At 66.9% G+C, this 21,847-nt stretch carries 22 protein-coding genes; 17 read left to right on the forward strand and 5 right to left on the reverse strand.

Features of this window, described 5'->3' with window-relative positions:
* Positions 1–17: 17 nt before the first annotated feature.
* From ftsA to tatC, 14 genes are all read left to right on the forward strand, one after another.
* The gene (ftsA, locus tag ASE00_RS11550) at positions 18–1,286 is read left to right on the forward strand and encodes a cell division protein FtsA (RefSeq protein ID WP_056380356.1); all 1,269 of its coding nucleotides are present in this window, start codon (positions 18–20) and stop codon (positions 1,284–1,286) included.
* A 139-nt stretch (positions 1,287–1,425) separates the two neighbouring features.
* A complete protein-coding gene (ftsZ, locus tag ASE00_RS11555; protein WP_056380359.1) occupies positions 1,426–2,910 on the forward strand; it encodes a cell division protein FtsZ in 1,485 nt (494 codons plus the stop codon).
* A 110-nt stretch (positions 2,911–3,020) separates the two neighbouring features.
* On the forward strand, positions 3,021–4,445 hold the full coding sequence (locus ASE00_RS11560; RefSeq protein ID WP_235538639.1) for an SPOR domain-containing protein: 1,425 nt from the start codon (positions 3,021–3,023) through the stop codon (positions 4,443–4,445).
* A gap of 76 nt (positions 4,446–4,521) precedes the next feature.
* Positions 4,522–4,725: a hypothetical protein gene (locus ASE00_RS23475; protein ID WP_235538640.1), complete on the forward strand. Its 204-nt coding sequence runs from the start codon at positions 4,522–4,524 to the stop codon at positions 4,723–4,725.
* Positions 4,726–4,805: 80 nt separating this feature from the next.
* On the forward strand, positions 4,806–5,969 hold the full coding sequence (locus tag ASE00_RS11565) for a deoxyguanosinetriphosphate triphosphohydrolase (protein ID WP_056380362.1): 1,164 nt from the start codon (positions 4,806–4,808) through the stop codon (positions 5,967–5,969).
* Positions 5,969–7,813, forward strand: a complete 1,845-nt coding sequence (locus ASE00_RS11570) for a M20/M25/M40 family metallo-hydrolase (protein WP_056380364.1) — start codon at positions 5,969–5,971, stop codon at positions 7,811–7,813. Before ASE00_RS11565 ends, ASE00_RS11570 begins: the two co-directional genes overlap by 1 nt.
* 60 nt (positions 7,814–7,873) lie before the next feature.
* Entirely contained in the window at positions 7,874–9,604 is a 1,731-nt protein-coding gene (argS, locus tag ASE00_RS11575) for an arginine--tRNA ligase (RefSeq protein WP_056380366.1), read from the forward strand.
* On the forward strand, positions 9,604–10,371 hold the full coding sequence (locus tag ASE00_RS11580) for an SPOR domain-containing protein (protein WP_056380368.1): 768 nt from the start codon (positions 9,604–9,606) through the stop codon (positions 10,369–10,371). Before argS ends, ASE00_RS11580 begins: the two co-directional genes overlap by 1 nt.
* Before the next feature lie 10 nt (positions 10,372–10,381).
* Positions 10,382–11,443, forward strand: a complete 1,062-nt coding sequence (nagZ, locus tag ASE00_RS11585; RefSeq protein WP_056380370.1) for a beta-N-acetylhexosaminidase — start codon at positions 10,382–10,384, stop codon at positions 11,441–11,443.
* A 44-nt stretch (positions 11,444–11,487) separates the two neighbouring features.
* Positions 11,488–12,267: a segregation and condensation protein A gene (locus ASE00_RS11590; protein WP_056380372.1), complete on the forward strand. Its 780-nt coding sequence runs from the start codon at positions 11,488–11,490 to the stop codon at positions 12,265–12,267.
* Positions 12,264–12,842: an SMC-Scp complex subunit ScpB gene (gene scpB, locus ASE00_RS11595; RefSeq protein WP_056380374.1), complete on the forward strand. Its 579-nt coding sequence runs from the start codon at positions 12,264–12,266 to the stop codon at positions 12,840–12,842. The genes ASE00_RS11590 and scpB overlap by 4 nt, the downstream gene beginning before the upstream one ends.
* 26 nt (positions 12,843–12,868) lie before the next feature.
* Entirely contained in the window at positions 12,869–13,126 is a 258-nt protein-coding gene (locus ASE00_RS11600) for a twin-arginine translocase TatA/TatE family subunit (protein ID WP_056380375.1), read from the forward strand.
* A gap of 32 nt (positions 13,127–13,158) precedes the next feature.
* Positions 13,159–13,596 (forward strand): Sec-independent protein translocase protein TatB, encoded by a 438-nt coding sequence (gene tatB / locus ASE00_RS11605; protein ID WP_056380377.1) that lies wholly within the window; start codon positions 13,159–13,161, stop codon positions 13,594–13,596.
* Positions 13,593–14,351, forward strand: a complete 759-nt coding sequence (gene tatC, locus ASE00_RS11610; protein ID WP_056380379.1) for a twin-arginine translocase subunit TatC — start codon at positions 13,593–13,595, stop codon at positions 14,349–14,351. The genes tatB and tatC overlap by 4 nt, the downstream gene beginning before the upstream one ends.
* 45 nt (positions 14,352–14,396) lie before the next feature.
* Here the strand turns inward: tatC and ASE00_RS22960 are convergent, their stop codons facing one another.
* From ASE00_RS22960 to ASE00_RS11625, 4 genes are all read right to left on the reverse strand, one after another.
* A complete protein-coding gene (locus ASE00_RS22960) occupies positions 14,397–14,528 on the reverse strand; it encodes an entericidin A/B family lipoprotein (protein ID WP_082594642.1) in 132 nt (43 codons plus the stop codon).
* A 104-nt stretch (positions 14,529–14,632) separates the two neighbouring features.
* The gene (locus ASE00_RS11615; protein WP_056380381.1) at positions 14,633–14,773 is read right to left on the reverse strand and encodes an entericidin A/B family lipoprotein; all 141 of its coding nucleotides are present in this window, start codon (positions 14,771–14,773) and stop codon (positions 14,633–14,635) included.
* A gap of 334 nt (positions 14,774–15,107) precedes the next feature.
* Positions 15,108–16,658 carry a sensor histidine kinase gene (locus tag ASE00_RS11620; protein ID WP_235538641.1) on the reverse strand — a complete coding sequence of 517 codons (1,551 nt, stop codon included), beginning with the start codon at positions 16,656–16,658 and terminating at the stop codon, positions 15,108–15,110.
* Between the two features lie 78 nt (positions 16,659–16,736).
* Complete coding sequence (locus ASE00_RS11625) at positions 16,737–16,958, reverse strand: NepR family anti-sigma factor (protein ID WP_056380386.1); 222 nt, start codon at positions 16,956–16,958, stop codon at positions 16,737–16,739.
* A 266-nt stretch (positions 16,959–17,224) separates the two neighbouring features.
* On the opposite strand from ASE00_RS11625, the gene ASE00_RS11630 reads away from it, so the two are divergent.
* Both ASE00_RS11630 and ASE00_RS11635 read left to right on the forward strand, forming a co-directional pair.
* Positions 17,225–18,019 carry a response regulator gene (locus ASE00_RS11630; protein WP_056380388.1) on the forward strand — a complete coding sequence of 265 codons (795 nt, stop codon included), beginning with the start codon at positions 17,225–17,227 and terminating at the stop codon, positions 18,017–18,019.
* A 165-nt stretch (positions 18,020–18,184) separates the two neighbouring features.
* Positions 18,185–18,820 carry a sigma-70 family RNA polymerase sigma factor gene (locus tag ASE00_RS11635; protein ID WP_056380390.1) on the forward strand — a complete coding sequence of 212 codons (636 nt, stop codon included), beginning with the start codon at positions 18,185–18,187 and terminating at the stop codon, positions 18,818–18,820.
* 77 nt (positions 18,821–18,897) lie between these two features.
* On the opposite strand, the gene ASE00_RS23480 is transcribed toward ASE00_RS11635, so the two are convergent.
* Positions 18,898–19,074 (reverse strand): hypothetical protein, encoded by a 177-nt coding sequence (locus ASE00_RS23480; protein WP_156405400.1) that lies wholly within the window; start codon positions 19,072–19,074, stop codon positions 18,898–18,900.
* A gap of 73 nt (positions 19,075–19,147) precedes the next feature.
* On the opposite strand from ASE00_RS23480, the gene ASE00_RS11640 reads away from it, so the two are divergent.
* Positions 19,148–21,838, forward strand: a complete 2,691-nt coding sequence (locus ASE00_RS11640; protein ID WP_056380392.1) for a bifunctional [glutamine synthetase] adenylyltransferase/[glutamine synthetase]-adenylyl-L-tyrosine phosphorylase — start codon at positions 19,148–19,150, stop codon at positions 21,836–21,838.
* Positions 21,839–21,847 lie beyond the last annotated feature (9 nt).

Raw genomic sequence — 21,847 nt, forward strand, 5'->3', positions numbered from 1 at the left:
GCTTGTGGGGAAAAGCCGTGGCATTACCGCAATCGCGTAACGATGGGCTGATCACGGCCATCGATATCGGATCGTCGAAGATATCGGCGCTGATCGCGCGGGCCGACGAGGCCGGCGAGCTCGAAGTGCTCGGCTCCGGCCAGCGCGAGAGCCGCGGCGTGCGGCGCGGCTATATCGCCGACATGGAGGCAACCGAAGCGGCGATCCGCGAGGCCGTCGAACAGGCCGAGACGATCGCGCGCACCAATATCGACCATGTCTGGGTCAGCTTCTCGGCGGGGGGACTCGTCAGCGACGTGGCACAAGTCGAGGTCGACCTGGGCGGCGTGCAGATCGAACAGCAGGATATCGACGAACTGCTTCATCAGGGCCGCCGCTCGCTCAATCCCGAGGGGCGGATGGTGCTTCACGCCCAGCCGACGCTCTACACGCTCGACGGGCTCAACGGGGTGAAGAACCCGCTCGGCCTCCATGCCGACAAGCTGGGGGTCGAAATCCATGTCATCGCGGCCGAGCCTTCGCCGGTCCGCAACCTCGCGCTCTGCGTCCGCTCGGCGCATCTCGGGGTGCGTTCGATCGTAGCTTCGCCGATCGCGACCGGGGTTTCGTGCCTGACCGAGGAAGACCGCGAGATGGGGATAGCGCTGGTCGAGATGGGTGCGGGCGTGACCAACGTCTCGCTGTTCGCGGGCGGTCTGCTGGTTGGCCTGACCTCGCTGCCGATGGGCTGCGCCGACATCACCGACGACATCGCTTCCGCCTTCAACATCCGCCGCGCCCAGGCCGAGCGGCTGAAATGCGTCCATGGCTCGGCGCAGAACTCTCCGCGCGACAATCATGAGATGCTGGAGATCGGTTCGCCCGAGGAGGTCGCCGACGGCTCCGAGCCGCCGCGCATCAGCCGCGCCCAGCTGATCCAGGTGATCCGCCTGCGGCTCGATCACTGGATGGATGCGGTCGCGAAGGCGCTGACCGAACTGGGCTATGTCGGCCCGGTCGGGCGTCAGGTGGTGCTGACGGGCGGCGGTGCGGAACTGCGCGGCATCGCCGATTATGCCCAGGGCGTGCTCGGCCGCAGCGTGCGGATCGGCCGCCCCCGGCACATGAGCGGCCTGCCCGACGCACATAGCGGCCCGGGCTTCGCGACGCTGGTCGGCCTCGCCCAGGTAGCGGCGACTAACCCCGCCGATCTGCGCCCCTTCGCCGCCGAGCCGCAGACCGTTCACCGCACGCAAGCGACCGGGCTGATGGCGCGGCTGATGACCGCGCTGAAGAGCGGCTACTGACCATGGATTGCCACGCTTCACCCCGGTTAACCTCGAAATCTGTGGATAGAGAGATTTTTCGCGTGCTTCGCCGAATCGCGTCTGGCAAGATTCACCGGACGACGTGCTTCAGCGGGCAGGGCCGCCAAGGAGAAAATCTATGACGATCGAGTTCATGCGGCCGCAGGTCGACGAGCTGAAACCCCGGATTGCCGTGATCGGTGTCGGTGGTGCGGGCGGAAACGCGGTCGCGAACATGATCGCTGCCGAGGTGCAGGGCGTCGACTTCATCGTCGCCAACACCGACGCGCAGGCGCTCAACGCCTCTCCTGCGGAGCGCCGGATTCAGCTCGGCCTGAAAATCACCCAGGGCCTTGGCGCCGGAAGCCGTCCCGAAATAGGACGGGCGGCCGCCGAAGAGACTATGGAGATGGTCGAGAAGGCACTCGACGGATCGCACATGTGCTTCATCGCCGCCGGCATGGGCGGCGGCACCGGCACCGGCGCCGCGCCGGTCATCGCCAAGGCGGCGCGCGACCGCGGCATCCTGACCGTCGGCGTCGTCACCAAGCCGTTCAGCTTCGAGGGCAACCGCCGCATGCGTTCGGCCGATGCCGGCATCGAGGAACTGCAGAAGCATGTCGATACCCTGATCGTCATCCCGAACCAGAACCTCTTCCTGATCGCCAACCCGAACACGACCTTCAAGGAAGCGTTCCAGATGGCCGACCAGGTGCTGCAGCAGGGCGTGCGCGGCATCACCGACCTGATGGTGATGCCCGGCCTGATCAACCTCGACTTCGCCGACGTCCGTTCGGTGATGAGCGAGATGGGCAAGGCGATGATGGGCACCGGCGAAGCGACCGGCGACAATCGCGCCATTGAGGCCGCCGAAAAGGCGATCGCCAACCCGCTGCTCGACGGCGTCAGCCTGAACGGCGCGAAGGGCGTCATCGTCTCGATCACCGGCGGCGAGGATATGCGCCTGCTCGAAGTCGACGAGGCGGCGAACCATATCCGCCAGCTGGTCGACCAGGACGCGAACATCATCTGGGGTTCGGCCTTCAACAACGAGCTGGAAGGCAAGATCCGCGTGTCGGTGGTCGCCACCGGCATCGAGGTCGACGCCGCGACGATGCCCGAGCCGGCCAAGAGCTTCAGCTTCCCGCCGCGCACTCCGGTACGCGACGACAAGCCATCGGTCGCGGTGCCGCAGGCCGCCGCCCCGCAACCGGCAGAGCCCGTCGCCGAGGCTGCGCCCGCGCCGCTGACCGCGCCCGCGATCGAGCCGGCCGTCGAGGTTCCCGCCGAGGAGCGCATCGTCCTCGAAGCACCCGAGGCTCCCGCCGAGCCGCTCGAACTGACGAACCTTTTCAACGACGAACTGCTGCTTCAGCCCGAGGCGGCGATGCCGACCCCGGCGCCCGAGACGCCCGAACCCAATGGCCAGGACGACGCGCAGGGCAGCCGCCGCTGGGTGGCCGACGCCGAGCCGCCGCGCCGTCCCTCCTCGGCCGGCGCCACCCTGTTCGAGCGCATGTCGAACATCGCGCGCGGCGCCGCCAAGGCACAGGTCGAGCCCGAGGAGAACAGTGCGGAAAGCACCGAGATCCCGCGCTTCCTGAATCGTCAAAGCAACCAGTAATCGGCCAGCCCCGGCCGGTCGCCAAATGGCGCGGCCGGGTCTCGTCCTGTCGTTCGGCCCCTATTCATCTCTTGCGGACCACACAGCGAATGTCTGTAAGCGATGCGCCTATGAAAATATTCCTCCACATTAGCGCCCTTGCGCTGCTTGCCGGCCTTCCGGCGCTTCCCGCCGCCGCCCAGATGGATGGACAGCTGGGCGAGGAACCGCTGATCGTCGATCCGATGAGTTCGGCGCGCGATGCGATGGCACGTGGCGACCCGGCCGAGGCGCTCGCCCGCTATCTGCGCGTGCTGGCGCGCGATCCCGGCGATCTCGACGCTCTGTCGGGCGCAGGTTCCGCCGCGCTCGCCGTTGGCGATGCCGATGCGGCGATCAACTTCTACGTCCGCGCCGAGAAGATCTCGCCACGTGACGGCCGGGTGAAGGCCGGCCTGGGATCGGCGCTCGTCCAGAAAGAGCAGCCGCGTGCCGCGCTGCGCCTGTTCGACACGGCGACCGATCTGGGCGTCGCGCCCTATGAGGTCGCGCTCGACCGCGGACTCGCCTATGATCTGCGCGGCGACAACCGCAAGGCGCAGGCCGAATATGCCCTGTTGCTGCGCGTTCGCCCGAACGAGGCCGAAGCGAGCCGCCGTCTGGCGCTGTCGCTGGCGATGAGCGGCGACCGTGCGGGCGCGCTGGCGATCCTCGATCCGCTGCTGCGCAAGCGTGACATCCCGGCGTGGCGCGCGCGCGCCTTCGTGCTGGCGATGACCGGCGACAGCGCCGGGGCGCAGGCCGCCGCCTATGCGGTGCTGCCGCGCTATCAGGCCGATGCGCTAAAGCCTTTCCTCGAGCGCCTGCCCTCGCTGAAAAGCGCGGAGAAGGCCGCTGCGGTCCATTTCGGCCACTTCCCCGAGGACAAGGTGCCGCTCGAAATGGCGGCGTCGAGCCCGGTCGCCTCCGTCAAGGCGTCTCCGGCCCCCAACACCCCGCCGCCGCCGCCGAAGTCCGCCAAGCCGGCGTTCGACAGCACCGGCCGGCTGGTGATGAAGGTCGATACGCTGGCCGCCAAGGCCGGATCGGCCCCGATGGCCGGCATCGCCGGCGATGCGAGCGGCGATGGCGCGCCGACGGCGGCCGAGCAGCGCGCCAGCGACGCCCGCAGCCTCGCCGAGGACCGCCGAGCCGCGCAGAAGAAGGCCGCTGCCGAAAAAGCGGCCGCCGAGAAAAAGGCCAAGGCAAAAGAAGAGGCACAGGAGGCGGCCAAGGCCAAGAAGGCCAACCCGTCGCGCTACTGGGTGCAGATCGCCAGTGGCTCCTACAAGCCCGATCTCGACAAGGAATGGGACAAGCAGAAGTCGCGCCACGGCAAATTGCTGTCGGGCAAGTCGCCCTGGACGACGCCCTTCAAGGCAACAAACCGGCTGCTCATCGGCCCGTTCGCGAGCAGCGACGCGGCACAGGATTATGTCAACGAGGCGCGCGCCGCCGGACTGAGCTGCTTCCCGGTGACGACGTCCGCCGGGCAGAAGGTCGAACGGCTCAACTGACGCTTTATTAATCCGGACATGTCATGTTAGCCTCTTCGCGGGGGTTGGCATGCGAAAAGCTGTATATTTTGCGTTGATGGCGCTGAGTGCGGCGCCGATTGGAGCTTCGACAGGACGGATGGAGACGGCGATAGCCGACGCCAAGCCGGTCGACTGGCTCTATCCCGAAATACCGGTGGACGACGAGGGCTGGCGCGGCCTGCTGCCCGTGATCCTGCTCGACACCGAGGCTGTGGTGGATAAGCCCGCGCCAAAGGATGTCCGCAGCGAACGGAAGTAGGATCATCCTTCCCATCGCTTCGCGACAAGGAGGATTTTTGCTCCTCGACTTCGCAATCGCCCTCGGCCATCACGGCGCCGATGCCGACGCTCGCCCCCTATGCCACCGATCCCGCCCGCAGCCGGGGCAGGTTCCACGATCTCGGCGGCGGCGAGACACGAGGCCCGCGTGACGCCTTCCAGCGCGACCGCGACCGCATCATCCATTCGATCAGCTTCCGGCGGCTGCGCCACAAGACCCAGGTGTTCGTCGCCCCTGATGGCGATCATTATCGCGTCCGGCTGACTCACAGCCTCGAAGTGGCCCAGATCGGCCGCACCATCGCCCGCGCGCTCGGCCTGAACGAGGACCTTACCGAGGCGTTGTGCCTAGCGCACGACATCGGCCACCCGCCCTTCGGCCATGCCGGCGAGGACGCGCTGCAGGCGGCGATGGCCGACGCCGGGGGCTTCGATCACAACGCCCATACGCTGCGGATGCTGACGCTGCTCGATTCCCCCTATCCCGCGCACGAGGGGCTGAACCTGAGCTGGGAGACGCTGGAAGGGCTCGCCAAGCATAATGGTCCGGTAAAGCGCCGCACCTGGGCGATGGCGGAAATCGACGCGCAATGGCCGCTCGACCTCGACAGCTGGGCGGGACCCGAGGCGCAGGTCGCGGCGCTGGCCGACGACATCGCCTATGACAATCACGACATCGACGATGGCGTCCGCGCCGGGCTGCTCAGCCTCGATCAGGTACTCACCGATCCGCTCGTCAAATCGAACTGGGACAAGGTTCGCGCCCGCTATCCCGACGTGCCGACCGCACGGCTGCTGGGTGAATTGGTCCGCGAGCAGATCGGCTGCATGGTCAACGACCTGCTCGCCGAAAGCAGCCGCAGGCTCGCCGAGGCCGCACCCCGCTCGGTAGAGGATATCCGCGCCGCGGGCCGCGCGCTGATCGGTTTTTCGGACGAGATGGCGGCGCGGGAAAAGGCACTGACCCGCTTCATGTATGCCAATCTCTATCATCATCCCGAGCAGCTGGAGATGGCGGCGCGGATGGCGGAGATCGTCGCCGGACTTGCCGCGCTCTATAAAGGCGACCCGGATCGCATGCCCGAAAACTGGCGCGCGCGCCTGCCTGCCGCAGAACCCGGTATTACCCGCCATGTCGGTGATTTCATCGCCGGAATGACCGATCGTTATGCCTTGTCCCGTTACCGCGAACTGATTGGTCCCATATCGATCGAGGGCTTCTGATGCATCGGACCTACGCGCTCGCCGCCGCGCTCGCTGCCGCCCTGATCTGGGCGATATTGGCGATCATGCCGCCCGCGGCGCTGGGCTCCGACGCACCCGCCACCGCCTTCTCGGCGAACCGCGCCTTCACCGACATCGAGGCGCTGAGCCGCGCGCCGCGCCCGGTCGGATCGCCGGGCAATGCGGCAGGCGTCACATATCTGACCGAACGTCTCCGCGCGCTCGGCGCGGGAGTGACCGAGCAGCGGACGCCGCTCGACGCGAAGACGCTGAAGGCGCTAAGCAAATGGAGTGGCCGCCCGGAAAGGAACGTCACGGTCCGCAACCTGATCGGCGTGATCCCTGGCCGCGACCGCACGAAGCCCGCGCTGCTGCTGATGGCGCATCATGACAGCGTCTGGGGATCGCCGGGTGCCGCCGATGATGCGATGGGCGTCGCCGCCGCCATGGAGGTGGCGCGCGCGATCAAGGCGCAGGGCCAGCCCGTGCGCGACATGATCCTGCTGTTCACCGATAGCGAGGAGTTGGGCCTGAACGGTGCGGAGGCCTTTTTCGGCAAGCGTCCGCATCCGCTGGCCGCGCGCGTCGGTGCGATCATCAATTTCGAGGCGCGCGGCGCGGGCGGGCGGGCGAACATGTTCGAAACCGGCCCAGGCAACGGTGCGATGATGCGGCTTTACGCCAACAAGGTCGCACGCCCCGCGACCAATTCGCTGTCGGTGCTGATCTATGATCTGATGCCGAACTATACCGATTATACCGTGGCCAAGAAGAAAGGTGTGCCGGGCTTCAACCTGGCGACCCTCGACCGCGCTTTTGCCTATCATTCGCCGATGGCGACCCCGGCGGTCGTCGATCCGGACTCGGTGCAGGACATGGGCGATCAGGCGCTGGCACTCGCATCCGCGCTGGCATTTGCGGCCGACCTGCCGGCGCGCGCAGACAACGCCGCCTTCTCCGATCTGATGGGCCGGGTGACGATCGTCTATCCGGGCTGGGCTGGCTGGCTGTTGCTGCTCGCCTCCGCCACGCTGATCGGCGCGGCGCTGTGGCGCACCCGCTCCGCCACGCGCGCGATCGGCGGCGGGACGATCCTCGTCGCGGCGCTGCTGCTCCACGGCGCGCTGTTGCTGACCACGCTCAATGCGCTGTCCGGCAGCGGCGGCGCGAATTATTATGACCGGCTCGCCGCCCTGCCCCGGCTCGAAACCATTGCCGCGCTGGGCGTCGTCACGCTGATGACCCTGCTCGGCCTGTTCCGCCGCCAGGAGGCGCGCCTTCTCGCCATCGCTCCTGCCATGGCGCTGATGTGGGCGGGGCTCCTCGCAGGCGGACCGCTGGCCGTTCTGGTGGTGATCGCGCTGCTGGCAATGATCGCCGCCTGGTTCCTGCCGGTGGCGCACGAAGATCAAGGCATCGGCGCGGCCTTGCTGCTGCTCGCCGCCGCGCTGCTCGTCCAGGCCTGGCAGCCGACCGCCGGGCCGCTGCTGCAATGGCCGCTGTTGCTGGCGAGCATCGCGATCCGGGCGCGGGCGTCCCTGCCGGAAACTGCCGGGCTGGCCGTCAGCGCGCTCTGCGCCGCGATCGGGGTCGGCCATCTGCTCGCCCAAGCGCATTTCATCTTCCTGGGCATCGGCGCGGAAATGCCAGCGGTGACGATCCTGCTCCTGTTCGCGGCGCTGCCCCTATTGCTGCCGCTCTGGCCCGCACGGATTCCCCGCTGGGTTCCGGGCACCGCATTGGCGGCGGCGCTGGCCCTGACATTATGGGTGCGGCTCGATCCGATCGCCCCGTCGGTTCCGGTCTACAGCAAGGCCGAAGGCGGGACGAAAACTAGGGACTGACGTTTCCGGGATGATCCGCTAAGCGCTTCCACAGTTTGTGAACGCTGAACGGAAATCTCCTTGCCTACCCTCTATGCCAGCTTCGCCGCACGGATCGGCGCCATTCTCGACGAACTCGCCGCCACGGGAGCCATCCCGGCCGGGCTCGATCGACGCAATGTCGCGGTCGAGCCGCCGCGCGACGCCGCCCATGGCGACCTGGCGACCAACGCGGCGATGGTTCTCGCCAAACCCGCCGGGATGAACCCGCGCGCGCTGGCCGAACTGATCGTGCCGAAGCTCGCCGAGCTGCCGGAGATCGCCAGTGCCGAGGTCGCCGGCCCCGGTTTCATCAATGTCCGGCTGACCGAACAGAGCTGGCGCGACGAACTCGCCGGCATCCTGTCCGCCGCCGGAGATTATGGCCGGTCGCAGCTGGGCACGGGTAAGCGCGTCAACGTCGAATATGTCTCGGCGAACCCCACCGGGCCGATGCATATGGGCCATTGCCGCGGCGCGGTCGTCGGCGATGCGCTCGCCGCCTTGCTCGAATATGCCGGCTATCAGGTCACCCGCGAATATTATGTCAACGATGCGGGCGCGCAGGTGCAGACGCTCGCCCGCTCGGCGCATCTGCGTTACCGCGAGGCGCTGGGCGAGACGATCGAGATTCCTGAAGGCTTCTATCCCGGCGACTATCTGATCCCGATCGGCCAGAAGCTCGCCGCCGACTATGGCAGCCGCTATGTCGGCGCGCCCGAGAGCGAGTGGCTCGACCTGTTCCGCGAGCAGACCGTGGCGCAGATGATGGACCTGATCCGCGCCGACCTCGCGCTGCTCGGCATCCATCACGACCTGTTCGCGTCCGAGGCCGCCGTTCAGAAGGCGGGCCGGGTCGATGCCGCGCTCGAGCGGCTGACCGCCAAGGGACTAGTTTACAAAGGCACGCTCGAGCCGCCCAAGGGCGAGCTTCCCGACGACTGGGAACCGACCGAGATGACGCTGTTCAAGGCGACCGAGTTCGGCGACGACAGCGACCGTCCGGTGCGCAAGTCCGATGGCGGGCTGACCTATTTCGGCACCGACCTCGCCTATCACGCCCAGAAGGCCGAGAGCGCCGACATGCTCATCGACATCTGGGGCGCCGACCATGCAGGCACGGTCAAGCGGATCAAGGCGGCGGTGCAGGCACTGACCGGCGGCAAGGTGCCGCTCGACGTCAAGCTGGTGCAGATGGTGCGGCTGCTTCGCGGCGGCGAGCCGGTGAAGATGTCGAAGCGCTCGGGCAGCTTCGTGACGCTCGCCGATGTCGTCCGCGAGGTGGGCAAGGATGTCGTTCGCTTCACCATGCTGACCCGCAAGGCCGATGCGCAGATGGACTTCGACTTCGCCAAGGTGGTCGAGGCATCGAAGGACAACCCGGTCTTCTACGTCCAATATGCCCATGCGCGCGGGCGCTCGCTGCATCGCCGGGCGGGCGAGGCGGGGATCGACCTGGCGCCCCCCGCCGACCTGTCGTTGCTCGACGGCGAGGAACTGGCGCTGGTCAAGCTCGCCGCGCAATTCCCTCGCATCGTCGAGAGCGCGGCGGTGGCGCATGAGCCGCACCGCATCGCCTTCTACCTCTATGATCTGGCGGCGATGTTCCATGCGCTGTGGAATCGCGGCAATGACGATCCCGCTCGTCGCTTTTTGCTGGCCGACAAGCCCGAAATCACCCGCGCGCGTCTGGCGCTCAGCGATGCGATCGGGCAGATTATCCGCAATGGACTTGGCGTGATGGGCGTCGCCGCCGCGGAGGAGTTGCAGTAATGACGGATTACTCGCGCGACCGGCTCGGCCCCGACGACGAGGATCGCCTGCCGTGGCTCGAGCCCGTCGAAGAGGAATATGAGGATAGCGGCAGCGGTTCGGGCCGCCTGCTGCTGTGGATCGCCATCGCGGTGCTGGTGGTCGCCGTGGTCGTCGGCGGCTTCTTCTGGCTGCGCGGCAAGGACCAGGCGTCGTCCGGCGACGGCGCGCTGATCGCGGCGCCCGACAGCTATTATAAGGAACGCCCCGCCGCCGAAGCCCCCGCCGCCGGCGACGACGAGATCGTCTACAGCGCGAGCAAGGGCAACGAGGTCGAAAGCGTGATCGACACCAGCGGCGCCGCCGAGACGCCGGTAAACATCGATCGTCCACCGGTCGCGACGCCCGCCGTGACCCCGCCCGCCGCCAAACCCGCTGCAGCGGCGGCAAAGCCGGCAGCGCCGACGGCAACGGCGGCTGTTACGCCGCCCAAGCCTGCGCTGAAACCGGCCGTCAAAGCCACCGCGCCCGAACCGGTGGCCGAGAAAATCCCGGCTTCGGGAGGATCGATGATCCAGATCGGCGCTTTCTCCAGCGAAGCCAAGGCGAAGGCGGCGTGGAAGACGCTGTCGGGCCGCTTCTCTTTCCTGGCGGGGCTCACCGAGTCGGTGGTGCCGGTCCAGTCGGGTGACAAGACGCTCTATCGGCTGCGGGCGTCGGGCGGCAATGCGCGCGACCTGTGCGGCCGCTTGAGGACCGCAGGCGAAACCTGCTCGGTGGTAGGATAAGCGGCGGCCCATGACGCCACTATTCCTGGGCCTCGCCGGCCCCGCGCTCACCGATGCCGAACGCAGCTTCTTCGCCGGGCTCGATCCGGCGGGCTATATCCTGTTCAAGCGTAACGTCGTCGACGCCGCGCAGCTGCGGGCGCTGACGGACAGCCTGCGCGATCTGTCGGGCCGCGACGACTTGCCGATCCTGATCGATCAGGAAGGCGGTCGCGTCGCCCGGATGCAACCGCCGGTCTGGCCCGCCTTTCCCAAGGCCGAGCTGTTCGACCGGCTCTATGACATCGCGCCGGTGACGGCGATCGAAGCGGCGCGCCACAATGCGCAGGCGATCGCGGTGATGCTCGCTGAAGCCGGCATCAACGTCGACTGCCTGCCGCTGCTCGACGTCCGCCAGCCCGGCGCGCACGACATTATCGGCGACCGCGCGCTAGGCGCCGAGCCGTTGCGTGTCGCCGCGATGGGCCGCGCAGTGATCGAAGGGTTGCGCGCGGGCGGCACGGTGGGCGTGGTGAAGCATGTTCCCGGCCATGGCCGCGCCATGGCCGACAGCCATGTCGAGCTCCCCGTGGTCGACGCCGATGCCGCGGCGCTGGAAACCGATCTGGCCCCCTTCATCGCGCTGAACGGCGCGCCGATGGCGATGACGGCGCATGTCGTCTACCCCGCCTGGGACGCCGATCGGTGCGCGACCATGTCTGCCAAAGTGATCGGCGGGATCATTCGCGGGCGGATCGGTTTCGACGGGCTGCTGATGTGCGACGATATCGGCATGCACGCCCTGTCCGGCGGCTTCGGCGACCGGGCGGCGGGCGCATTGGCGGCGGGGTGCGACATCGTCCTCCATTGCTCAGGCAGGATGGACGAGATGGAGGCGGCCGCCGGCGCAGTCGGCGCGATCAGCGAGACCGCGAAGAACCGGCTCGATCGCGCCATGGCGACAATCGCGGGCCGCAGCAGCGATATGCCTCTCGACGAGCTCATCGCCAAGCGCGACGCGCTGCTCGGCATCCTGCCGGACGCGGGGCAACAATGGGCCGAGGGCCGCGATCCGACCAACTTCGTCCGCTGAGATGATGGTTCCCACGGGCTGCGAATCCTGATTTACTCCCGCCAATGCTGGGGGATGACGAAGACGAGAATTTCGATCTGCCGTTGGCGAGCGCCAGCGACGACGTCCTCACGCTCGAACTCGACGGCTGGGAAGGGCCGCTCGATCTGCTGCTCAATCTGGCCCGCGTTCAGAAGGTCGATCTGCGCGAGATATCGATCCTCGCGCTGACCGAGCAATATCTGGCGTTCATCGAGAATGCCAAGGCGCTGAAGCTGGAGCTCGCCGCAGACTATCTCGTGATGGCTGCCTGGCTCGCCTACCTCAAATCCTGCCTGCTGCTGCCCAAGGATCCCGCGATCGATCCGAGCCCCGAGGAACTGGCGCTTCGGCTTCAGCTTCGCCTGCAGCGGTTGCACGCGATGCGCGAGGCCGGCGCGCGGCTGATGGGACGCGACCGGATCGACCGCGACGTCTTCCTGCGCGGCAATCCGGAGGGACTGAAGCTCGTCCGCAAGGCGGCGTGGGACGCGAGCATCTACGACCTGATCTCCGCCTATGGCGTCGTCCGCGCGCGCGCCGACGTGCCGATGCACGTCGTCCAGCGCCGCCCGGTGATGACCCTCGAACAGGCGATCGAGCGGGTGTCGATGATGGTCGGCACGGTGATCGAGTGGACCAGCCTGGAGGCGTTCCTGCCCAGCGATGCGACCGGCGACTATCGAAAATCGGCGCTCGCCTCCAGCTTCGTCGCCGCGCTCGAGCTGGCACGGCAAGGCCGTGTCGCGCTCATGCAGGAGACGGCCTTCGCGCCTTTGATGTTGCGCCCGCCGGAGGCAGCATGAGCGAGGAGCCCGACAACCTGCTCCGCGCGATCGAGGCGGCGCTGTTCGCGGCCGAAGCGCCGATGGGCCCCGCCGAGCTGATGAACGTCATCGGCGTCGATGCGCTGGGCGACGCGCTGCCGCGTCTCGCCGAACTTTATGCGGGACGCGGCATCGAGCTGGTCGAGCGCGGCGGGCGCTGGCATTTCCAGACCGCCGCCGACCTGGCCCATATCCTGCGCCGGACGCGCGAGGAGCCGCGCAAACTGAGCCGCGCGGGAATCGAGACGCTGGCGATCATCGCCTATCATGAACCGGTGAGCCGCGCCGAGATCGAAGCGATTCGCGGCGTGCAGATATCGAAGGGAACGCTCGACGTATTGCTGGAAGCCGGCTGGATCCGCCCCGCCGGCCGGCGCGAAACGCCCGGCCGGCCGCTGCTTTTCGCCACAACACCGGCTTTCCTGGCCCATTTCGGGCTGGGAAGCCGCAAGGACCTGCCCGGCATCGCCGATCTGCGTGCGGCAGGGCTGCTCGATCCCGTCGATCTGGCTTTCGAACAACTACAGATGGAAAAAGCGGACGAGGACGACTAAATGCACCTCATCCAAGGAGATTTGACATGGGTGGTTTGAGCATCTGGCACTGGCTCATCGTCGGCGTGGTCGTGATGCTGCTGTTCGGCAAGGGCCGTTTTTCGGACCTGATGGGTGATGTCGCCAAGGGCATCAAGAGCTTCAAGAAGGGCATGGCCGAGGAAGACGAGCCCGTTCAGCCCGCGCCGCCGCGCCCGGCGGCCCGCCTTCAGCAGCAACCGCCGATGGAGCCCAACGCCGATCCCAAGCTGCAGCCGATGCAGGATGATCGGCCGCATAGCTGATCCGTCGCAGGACCGTCCGCTGAAGCCGCGCGATGCTTGACGTCGCTCCGACAGAATTGCTGCTGGTCGCGGTGGTCGCCTTGCTGGTGATCGGCCCGAAAGACCTGCCGCGCGCCATGCGGTTCGTCGGTCAGTGGGTTGCGCGCGCGCGCGGTGTCGCCCGGCATTTCCGCAGCGGCATCGACGAGATGATCCGCCAGGCCGAGCTGGAGGAGATGGAGAAGAAATGGGCAGCGGAGAATGAGCGCATCATGCGCGAGCATCCGCCGCAGCCTGCGATGATCGAAGGCGAGATGGTGCCGCTGGGCGGTCCGCCGGAAACCGGGGCAGCAGCCGCGATCGACGCTCCCGCCGCCGATCCCGATCCGGCCCCCGCGCCACCCAAGTCCCTCACGCCGGCCCCTGCCGCTACTCCCGATCTGTTCGATCCGGCCCCGGCCGAATCCCCGTCCAAACCGCCGCTACCATGAACGATATCGACGAGAGCCGCGCGCCGCTGCTCGATCATTTGCTGGAACTGCGCCGCCGTCTGCTGATGTCGGTCGCCGCGCTGGTCGTCTGTTTCGGTATCTGCCTCTATTTCGCCCGGCCGATCTTCGCGTTCCTCGTCCAGCCGCTGTTGCGCGCCGGGCAGGGCAAGCTGATCTACACGCAGATTTTCGAGGCCTTTTTCGTCGAGATCAAGGTCGCCTTCTTCGCGGCGACGATGCTCGCCTTCCCGATCATCGCCAACCAGATCTGGCAATTCGTCGCACCCGGCCTCTATCGCAACGAGAAGCGCGCGCTGCTGCCCTTCATCCTGGCCACGCCGATATTGTTCCTGACCGGCGCGGCGCTCGCTTATTATGTCGCGATCCCGGTGGCGCTGCACTTCCTGCTGAGCTTCCAGGGCAATCTCGGCGGCATCCAGCAGGAGGCCCTGCCCGCCGTCGGCAATTACCTGTCCTTCATCATGCAATTCCTGTTCGGCTTCGGGCTGTCCTTCCTGCTGCCGGTGCTGCTGATGCTGCTCGAACGCGCCGGAATCGTTACCCGCAAACAGCTGGTCGGCGCACGGCGCTACGCTATCGTCGGCGCCTTCGCGATCGCGGCGGTGCTGACCCCGCCCGATGTCGGATCGCAGCTGCTGCTCGCGGTGCCGCTGGTGTTTCTCTACGAACTGGCGCTGATCGGGATCTGGTTCACCGAACGCCGCCGCAAAAACGAAGCGCCCGAAACGGCCTGACCGTCCGGGCGCTCAATCGTCCTGGACTGGACGGTTAGCTTCGTCTCACTTCGCTGCGTCGGATACTGTCCGGCCGACCGAGGAGACATCCTTGCCAACGCCCTCGAATGTGTTGCACGCCGTAACGGCCATAAAGGCGCCGCCCGCGAGCATGAGAGCGATAACGCGTTTGATCATGAAAAAGCCCCTTTCGCTTGCGGGACCGCCGTCCTCTCGAATGGCGATCCCCGGTGGTCGTTGCCGTAACAGACCACATCAAGCGGCACGGGGCCAGCGCTGTTTTACTTGGCGTCGTCCGCCGCGTTGGCAACGGCCTTGCCGGCCGAGGAAACGTCCTTGCCGGCGCCTTCGACGGTATTGCACGCCGCAACGGCGAGCAGGCTGACGCTGACGAAGGCGATAGCGATAGTGCGCTTGAACATGGTGAACCCTCTCGATTGAACTGGGCTTCCACTGGGAAGCTCGACGGTCAATGCGCCCGGGACGGCTTTGTTCCCCATCTGTAATGGAATCGCCATATTTTCTATTTCAGAACAGTGGCTTGCCCCAAAAGAAAATGGGCCCGGCTGCGTCTACGGGGGGGATGACGCGACCGGGCCCTTGTTAAGCGGATAGCGGGAGCGGGGGGGGCAAAGCATCGCTATCCGAATAACAGAACGGCTTGCCGTGCATCGGGTTCCGCCCGCCGAGATTTTTTTATCGTGAACTCGGAACGGCGACAGCGCGGGACAGGATCGGCGAGAAAGCCGCGACCGGTCAGGCCAGGATACTGATCTGGATTTCGAACCGGCCGGCGTCGAGGTCCTGCGTCAGCGGCGACCGGAACTGACGCGCAATGCCGGTGACCACGCGATCGAAGCGGCCGATACCGGGATAGTCGCCCAGCGTGTCGCCGACGAGGCCCACCGTTTCGATTCGCAGCGTCGCGCGTTCGGGCTCCCCGGTCGCTTCCAGCGAGATCAGTACCGACCCTTGCGGGTTGCAGTGCATCAGCAACTCGACAACCTCGGTGATCAGGAACGCCACCGGGACCGCGACGTCCTGCGTCACGTTGACGTCGATCATGTTGAGCGCGATCGGCATGCCTGCGGCGGAGGCGGGTGCCGAGGCACGCAGCGAGGCCGCCAATTCCCCGGCCAGCGCGCGCATCGACACGCCGCGATTCTCCTCGAGCTCGGCATAGTGGTTGCGGTGGACCACCGCGAGCGCATCCACCCGCCGCTGGATTGCGCCATAGGCGTCGGCCACCGCCCCTTCCGCGCCGCGCGCATGGAGGTTGATCAGGCTGGAAACGACTTGAAGGTTGTTCTTGACCCGGTGATGGACCTCGCGCGTCAGCTTGGTCTGGCGGGCAAGCCCTTCCTCCAGTTCGCGTTCATGCTGATAGATGCGCGTCGACACCGCCGCGAAACTGTCCGTCAGATCGCGTATCTCGTGGCTGGGCGTCGTCATCCGGGGCAGCAGCAACGGCCCGCCGGCCCCCTGCCAGGCATCGATCGACTGCTTCAGCTGCGCCAGCGGAAAGAGCAGCAGCCGGTTGACGATGAACCAGCCGGTGAACGCCGCCGCCGCCCACATCAGGATCGGCAGCATCACCAGCAGCATGGTGCGCGCCCGCGCCGGAGCCAGCCGATATTCGGCGATGATCGCCAGCCGGCCATCGCCGACCGGCTGCGACAGCCGCAGCAGTTCGTCGCGGTCGTTGTTCGGCAAGCGGCGGTCGATCAGGATGACTTCGGACTGCCCTTGGCGCAGCGAGAGACGCGTTAGCGGCAGCCCTTCCTTGCGCTGGCCGCCGAGCGCAATGGCGCGAACCGGAATATCGGCCTCGGCGCGAAGGCTCGCATCGCCGCGCGCGGACGTGAAGCGGAAGCGCCGGCCCTCGGGATCGAGCCAGACATGGTCGACGCTGGGATCGGAGGCCGCGATCGACGGGATCGACGGACCCCAGGACTGGCAGAGCTTGCGTCCTTCGCGATCGAACAGTGCGGTCGGCGGCCGCCCGCTGGGATTGAGCCGGGCCTGCCGCGCCAGCGCGGTGCACAGATCGTCGGCCGGCTGGGTACTAACGACCGGTGAGCGGACGGCGTCGAGGCCCACATTGACGACGGCGTCGGCCTGCGCCGCATACATGGCGGTGGTTATCTGCGCCGCCGTCTCGCGCTCGGCGGAGGCTGACCGCGCCATGTCCAGCGAGGTCAATAGCGCGATGAATCCGAGCGGCAGCATCGCGGCCGACAGAATCAGAAGCATCTTGGTACCGGTCGAGAGCCGGGCGAAAAGGATCTTTGCCGGCCAATTCTTCACGACAGGATTCATCCGCCGGCAGCGTCGTGCCTGAGCCGCCAGGCCATCCAGGGGGTAGGCATCACCACCCGCATGGCCTCAGTCCAGCTTGCTCAGCAAATCCAAAAATTCGTCGGGAACGGCTTCGTCGACGGTCTGCGAATAGACCGAACGCAGCGCAGCGCCCACGCTCGCGTCACGCGCCGCCTCGCCGCGCTTACGCTTGGCAGGCTTGCTGCCCCCGCCGTCGTTCGCCGGTGCCTGCATCTGATCTTTTTGTGCCAACCGGCCCGCGCCCCTGAAATTCATGTCGTTGCCCAACGCTCCTCAGCAAAACGGCCCTGGCAGGCGCCGCTCTCCCTGGATCGATCCGGATACGTACCATTTTTCGACTTTCGATAAAATGCACGCATCGGGGATGAAACAAAAAACTCCCCCGATGGTTCCATCATCGTGAATGTCTCTTTTCACACATATCATTACCGGAAGCTTCGGGTGGCTTCCGCGACACGGGCGGGGCTGCTATCTGCGCTCTCTATGTGGCGGCTGTCATCCGGTCCAATTGCCATCAGGGAGTGCTGATACCAATGTCGCTCGGCCAGAAACTCGCCCCCCACCTGCCCTTTCTGCGGCGCTATGCCCGGGCGCTTACCGGAAGCCAGAGCCATGGCGACAATTATGTCCGCGCCGCGCTCGAGGCGATCGTCGCCGCTCCGGACGACTTCCCCAAAGACGTCGATGTCCGCGTCGGGCTCTACCGCACGTTCCAGGCGATCTGGGTTTCGGCCAACTATGACGAGCTAGAGTCGCCCAACGTCGAAGCCGAGCGCGAGGCAATCGCCCAGGCGCGACTTCAAGGCATCACCCCGCTGTCGCGTCAGGCTCTGCTGCTGACCGCGATGGAGGGCTTTACGGTCGCCGACACCGGCTATTTGATCGGCACCACTCCCGAGGAGGTCGAGGCACTGGTCGCAGATGCGATCGCCGAGATCGATCGCCAGACGCGCACCGATGTGCTGATCATCGAGGACGAGCCGATCATCGCGATGGACCTTGAAACCATCGTCCGCGATCTAGGCCACAGCGTCAGCGGCGTCGCCGTCACCCGCGACGAGGCTGTCGCCCAGGCGCATGCCCAGCGCCCCGGCCTCGTCCTGGCCGATATCCAGCTCGCCGACGACAGCTCGGGCATCGACGCGGTTAAGGACATCCTGGCCGAGTTCAGCGTTCCGGTAATCTTCATCACGGCATTCCCCGAACGGCTTCTCACCGGCGAGCGTCCCGAACCGACCTTTCTCATCACCAAGCCGTTCCAGCGATCGACGGTCAAAGCGGCGATCAGCCAGGCGCTGTTCTTCAACGCCGCCACCGTCGAGGCTTGAGCGGGTTCGTTTCGGATACGGTTTTATTGGAACCCGACATTGTTCCCATCGTTCTAGCACTGGAACGGGCACATAAGTCCGTCAGGCCAGTAACGATGGGAATTGATGGTGCTACTGACCAAGCGACGGCCAATGGCATATCCTCACAGCGGGAAACCCAACCATATGAATGATGATGATCGGGACGAGGCGGGCGCGGAAGCCCCCGCCGGCGAACTGGTCGCCCTGTCCGATGACGAATTCAAGACCGAGCTGGCCCGCGTCATACCCCATCTCCGCGCTTTTGGCCGTTCACTGTCCGGCAATCGGGACTTGGCCGATGATCTGGTCCAGGAAACGCTGATGAAAGCCTGGGCCGCGCGGCAACGCTTCCAGGCCGGCACCAACATGCGCGCCTGGACCTTCATCATCCTGCGCAACCTGTTTTTGTCTCAGATGCGGCGCGCCCGTTTCCGTGGCGAATGGGATCAGCACGCCGCTGACAAGCTGCTGGCGGCCCCGGCGTCGCAAGATCGCCATATCGAACTGGCCGATATGCAGCGGGCGCTGCTCCATCTGCCCCAGCCGCAGCGCGAGGCGCTGATCCTCGTCGGTGCGGGCGGCTTCGCTTATGAAGAAGCCGCCGAAATCTGCGGCTGCGCGGTTGGCACGATCAAGAGCCGCGTTGCGCGTGGCCGCGCCGCCCTCGAGCAGCTGCTCGACCATGGCCAGCTGCCCTCGCGCCGGGACCACAAGACCGACCCTTCGACCACGACGCTTCAGCAGATCATGGCCGATGTCGATTTCCTGAGCAAAGAATAGTCGTCCGGACGGCCGACCGAACAATAAAAAACGCCGCGCTGGTCCTCCAGCGCGGCGTTTTTGCATAAGAGCAGTCGTTAGCGGTCGAGCTTGCGGAGCAGCTTCGTGAACTCGTCGGTGAGCCCATAACTCCCCGGGTCGAAGGCGGCGCGCAATGCGTTGCCGATCCCCTCATGGCGCGCGGGCGCACTCACCGTGCGCGACTGCGCGATGCGGGCGTTCGACGCCATGAAGGATGAACTGCGCTTTTCCATGCGAACATAACGCGGTAACCCGGGCAAGTTTCCCAATGTTGCACTCCCGTACGAATAGCCTATTCCCAACCTCATGAATTCACGCGCGAATGTTGCCGACTTTTCCGACGCCTTACGCCGGATCGGCGCCTTTTCGCCCTTTCTCGCCAGCCTGGCCGAGCGTCATCCCGACACGGTCGCGGCGGTGCGGGACCATGGATTGACCGAGGCAATCCGCCTCGGCTTCGCTGCGGTCGAGTCACCTGACGCCGCGGTCGCGCTCAGGCTTCAGCGGCAGAAATTGTCGCTCGCGACGGCGCTGGCCGACCTGGCGGGGCTTGCGCCGCTCGAGGAGGTCGTCGGCCATCTCTCGGCCTTTGCCGATCGCGCGCTCGACCGCGCGATCCGCACCGCGATCGCCGAGCGCACCCCCGACGCCGAACCGCGCGGCTTCGCCGCCCTGGCGCTCGGCAAGCATGGCAGCCGCGAGCTCAACTATTCGTCGGACATCGACCCCATCCTGATTTTCGACCCTGAAGCGCTGCCGCATCGATCGCGCGAGGAACCGGTGGAAGCGGCGGTCCGCATCGCCCGGCGAGTCGTCGAGCTGCTCCAGACCCGGGACGCGCACGGCTATGTCTTCCGGGTCGACCTGCGGCTGCGCCCGTCACCCGAAGTGTCGCCGCTGGCGCTGCCGATCGATGCCGCGCTGAGCTATTATGAATCGGCGGCGTTGCCCTGGGAGCGCGCTGCCTTCATCCGGGCGCGCGCAGCGGCTGGCGACATCGCGCTCGGCCAGGGGTTTCTCGACGCGATCCGTCCCTTCGTGTGGCGTCGTTCGATCGACTTCGGCGCGGTCCAGGAGATCCGCCAGATATCCCGCCGCATCCGCGACCATTATGCTCAAGGCCAGCTACTCGGCCCCGGCTATGATCTGAAGCGCGGACGCGGGGGCATCCGCGAGGTCGAATTCTATGCGCAGATCCATCAGCTGATCCATGGCGGACGCGAGCCGCAGTTGCGCGCGCCGGCCACGCTCGATGCGCTGGCCGCGCTCGGCGAGGCAGGACGGATCGATGCGGAGCTGGCAGCGCAGCTGGCCGAGGCCTATCGGCTTTTCCGCACGATCGAGCATCGCCTGCAGATGGTCGACGACCATCAGACCCATCGCCTGCCGAAGCAGCCCGAGGCGCTCGACAATGTCGCCCGGCTGCACGGCCTGCCCGATGGCGCGGCGCTGGTCGATCTGCTGCGCCCGCATGTCGAAACGGTCGGCATCGCCTATGACGGACTCGACCAGGACGACGAGGCGCGGCTGCCGGTCCAGGCCGAGAAGCTGGAAGAGGCGCTGACGGCGGCGGGCTTTGCCGACCCCGCCGCTGCGCGGCTGCGCATCGACAATATGCGCGACGGCAAGAGCCGCTCGCTGCGCACCCCCGTCGCACAGGCCGCGCTCGAGGCGATGTTGCCGACGCTCGTCGCCGCACTCGGCAAGGCGCCGTCGCCACAGGACGCGCTCAACCGCTTCGAAGACCTGGTCGCCGGCCTGCCGAGCGCGATCAACCTGTTCCGCCTTCTCGAAGCGCGCCCCGCGCTCGCCCGCGCGCTGATCGACGTGCTCAGCCACGCCCCTACCTTGAGTCAGGCGCTGAGCCGCCGCCCCGCGCTGCTCGACGGCCTGATCGACGCGACCGCGCTCGCCCCGCCGCCGCCGTTCGAGACGCTGGTCGAGGAGTTCGCCGCCGCCGAATCGAGCGACAGCTATGAACAGCTGCTCGACCTCGTCCGCCAGCGCGTCGGCGAGCGCCGCTTCGCGCTGGGCGTCCAGCTGATCGAGGGATCGACCGACCCGATCGAGGTCGCCCAAGGCTATGCCCGGGTCGCCGAGGCCGCCTTCGACGTCCTCGCTTGCGCGACGATCGCCGAGTTCGAGCAGACGCACGGCCGTGTCCCCGGCGGCGAACTGCTGGTGATCGCGCTCGGCCGGCTCGGCGGCGGCGCGCTCACCCACGCCTCCGATCTCGACATCATCTATCTGTTCACCGGCGACTTCCTGACCGAGTCCGATGGACGCAAGCCGCTCGGCGCCACCACCTATTTCAACCGGCTCGCGCAACGCGTGTCGGGGGCCCTGTCGGTGGCGACCGCCGCCGGTCCGCTCTACGAGGTGGATACGCGGCTGCGCCCGTCGGGAGCGCAGGGGCCCCTCGCCGTTTCGGTCGAAAGCTTCGCCAAATATCAGTCGGAGAGTGCCTGGACCTGGGAGCATATGGCGCTGACCCGCGCGCGCACGATCTTCGGGTCGGCAGCGGCGCGGGCGGAGGCCGACGCGATCGTCGCTGAAACGCTGGGCCGCGAGCGCGACCAGGCCGCGCTGACCGCCGACGTCGTCAAGATGCGCGGCGACATCGCCCGGCACAAGCCACCGTCGGGGCGCTTCGACGTCAAGCTGATCGACGGCGGGCTCGTCGATGCCGAGTTCACCGTCCATCTCCTTCAGCTGCGTCACCGCACCGGCTTCGATCCGAGATTGCGAACCGCCATGCGGATGCTCGCCGACCAGGCGCTGATCGATCCCGAGGTGATCCCCGCGCATGAACTGATGACGCGGATGCTGGTCACGCTGCGGCTCGTCTCGCCCGCCTCGACCGAACCGCCGGAGGCGTCCCAGCCGCTGGTCGCGCGGAGCTGCGGCCAGCCCGACTGGGAGTCACTGGTTAAGGCATATGAAAGGGCGCGCGACCTGGTCCGTGCCGAGTGGAAACGCGTCTCAGCCGTAAATTAGGCGGGAAAG

It is taken from the genome of Sphingomonas sp. Root710 (assembly GCF_001429065.1).
GTDB lineage: Bacteria > Pseudomonadota > Alphaproteobacteria > Sphingomonadales > Sphingomonadaceae > Rhizorhabdus.

Coding starts and splice junctions, on each gene's coding strand:
- ftsZ (WP_056380359.1), top strand. CDS start 1,426: ATGACGATCGAGTTCATGCGGCCGCAGGTCGACGAGCTGAAACCCCGG.
- ASE00_RS11560 (WP_235538639.1), top strand. CDS start 3,021: ATGAAAATATTCCTCCACATTAGCGCCCTTGCGCTGCTTGCCGGCCTT.
- ASE00_RS23475 (WP_235538640.1), top strand. CDS start 4,522: ATGGCGCTGAGTGCGGCGCCGATTGGAGCTTCGACAGGACGGATGGAG.
- ASE00_RS11565 (WP_056380362.1), top strand. CDS start 4,806: ATGCCGACGCTCGCCCCCTATGCCACCGATCCCGCCCGCAGCCGGGGC.
- ASE00_RS11570 (WP_056380364.1), top strand. CDS start 5,969: ATGCATCGGACCTACGCGCTCGCCGCCGCGCTCGCTGCCGCCCTGATC.
- ASE00_RS11580 (WP_056380368.1), top strand. CDS start 9,604: ATGACGGATTACTCGCGCGACCGGCTCGGCCCCGACGACGAGGATCGC.
- nagZ (WP_056380370.1), top strand. CDS start 10,382: ATGACGCCACTATTCCTGGGCCTCGCCGGCCCCGCGCTCACCGATGCC.
- ASE00_RS11590 (WP_056380372.1), top strand. CDS start 11,488: ATGCTGGGGGATGACGAAGACGAGAATTTCGATCTGCCGTTGGCGAGC.
- scpB (WP_056380374.1), top strand. CDS start 12,264: ATGAGCGAGGAGCCCGACAACCTGCTCCGCGCGATCGAGGCGGCGCTG.
- ASE00_RS11600 (WP_056380375.1), top strand. CDS start 12,869: ATGGGTGGTTTGAGCATCTGGCACTGGCTCATCGTCGGCGTGGTCGTG.
- tatB (WP_056380377.1), top strand. CDS start 13,159: ATGCTTGACGTCGCTCCGACAGAATTGCTGCTGGTCGCGGTGGTCGCC.
- tatC (WP_056380379.1), top strand. CDS start 13,593: ATGAACGATATCGACGAGAGCCGCGCGCCGCTGCTCGATCATTTGCTG.
- ASE00_RS22960 (WP_082594642.1), bottom strand. CDS start 14,528: ATGATCAAACGCGTTATCGCTCTCATGCTCGCGGGCGGCGCCTTTATG.
- ASE00_RS11615 (WP_056380381.1), bottom strand. CDS start 14,773: ATGTTCAAGCGCACTATCGCTATCGCCTTCGTCAGCGTCAGCCTGCTC.
- ASE00_RS11630 (WP_056380388.1), top strand. CDS start 17,225: ATGTCGCTCGGCCAGAAACTCGCCCCCCACCTGCCCTTTCTGCGGCGC.
- ASE00_RS11635 (WP_056380390.1), top strand. CDS start 18,185: ATGAATGATGATGATCGGGACGAGGCGGGCGCGGAAGCCCCCGCCGGC.
- ASE00_RS23480 (WP_156405400.1), bottom strand. CDS start 19,074: ATGGAAAAGCGCAGTTCATCCTTCATGGCGTCGAACGCCCGCATCGCG.
- ASE00_RS11640 (WP_056380392.1), top strand. CDS start 19,148: ATGAATTCACGCGCGAATGTTGCCGACTTTTCCGACGCCTTACGCCGG.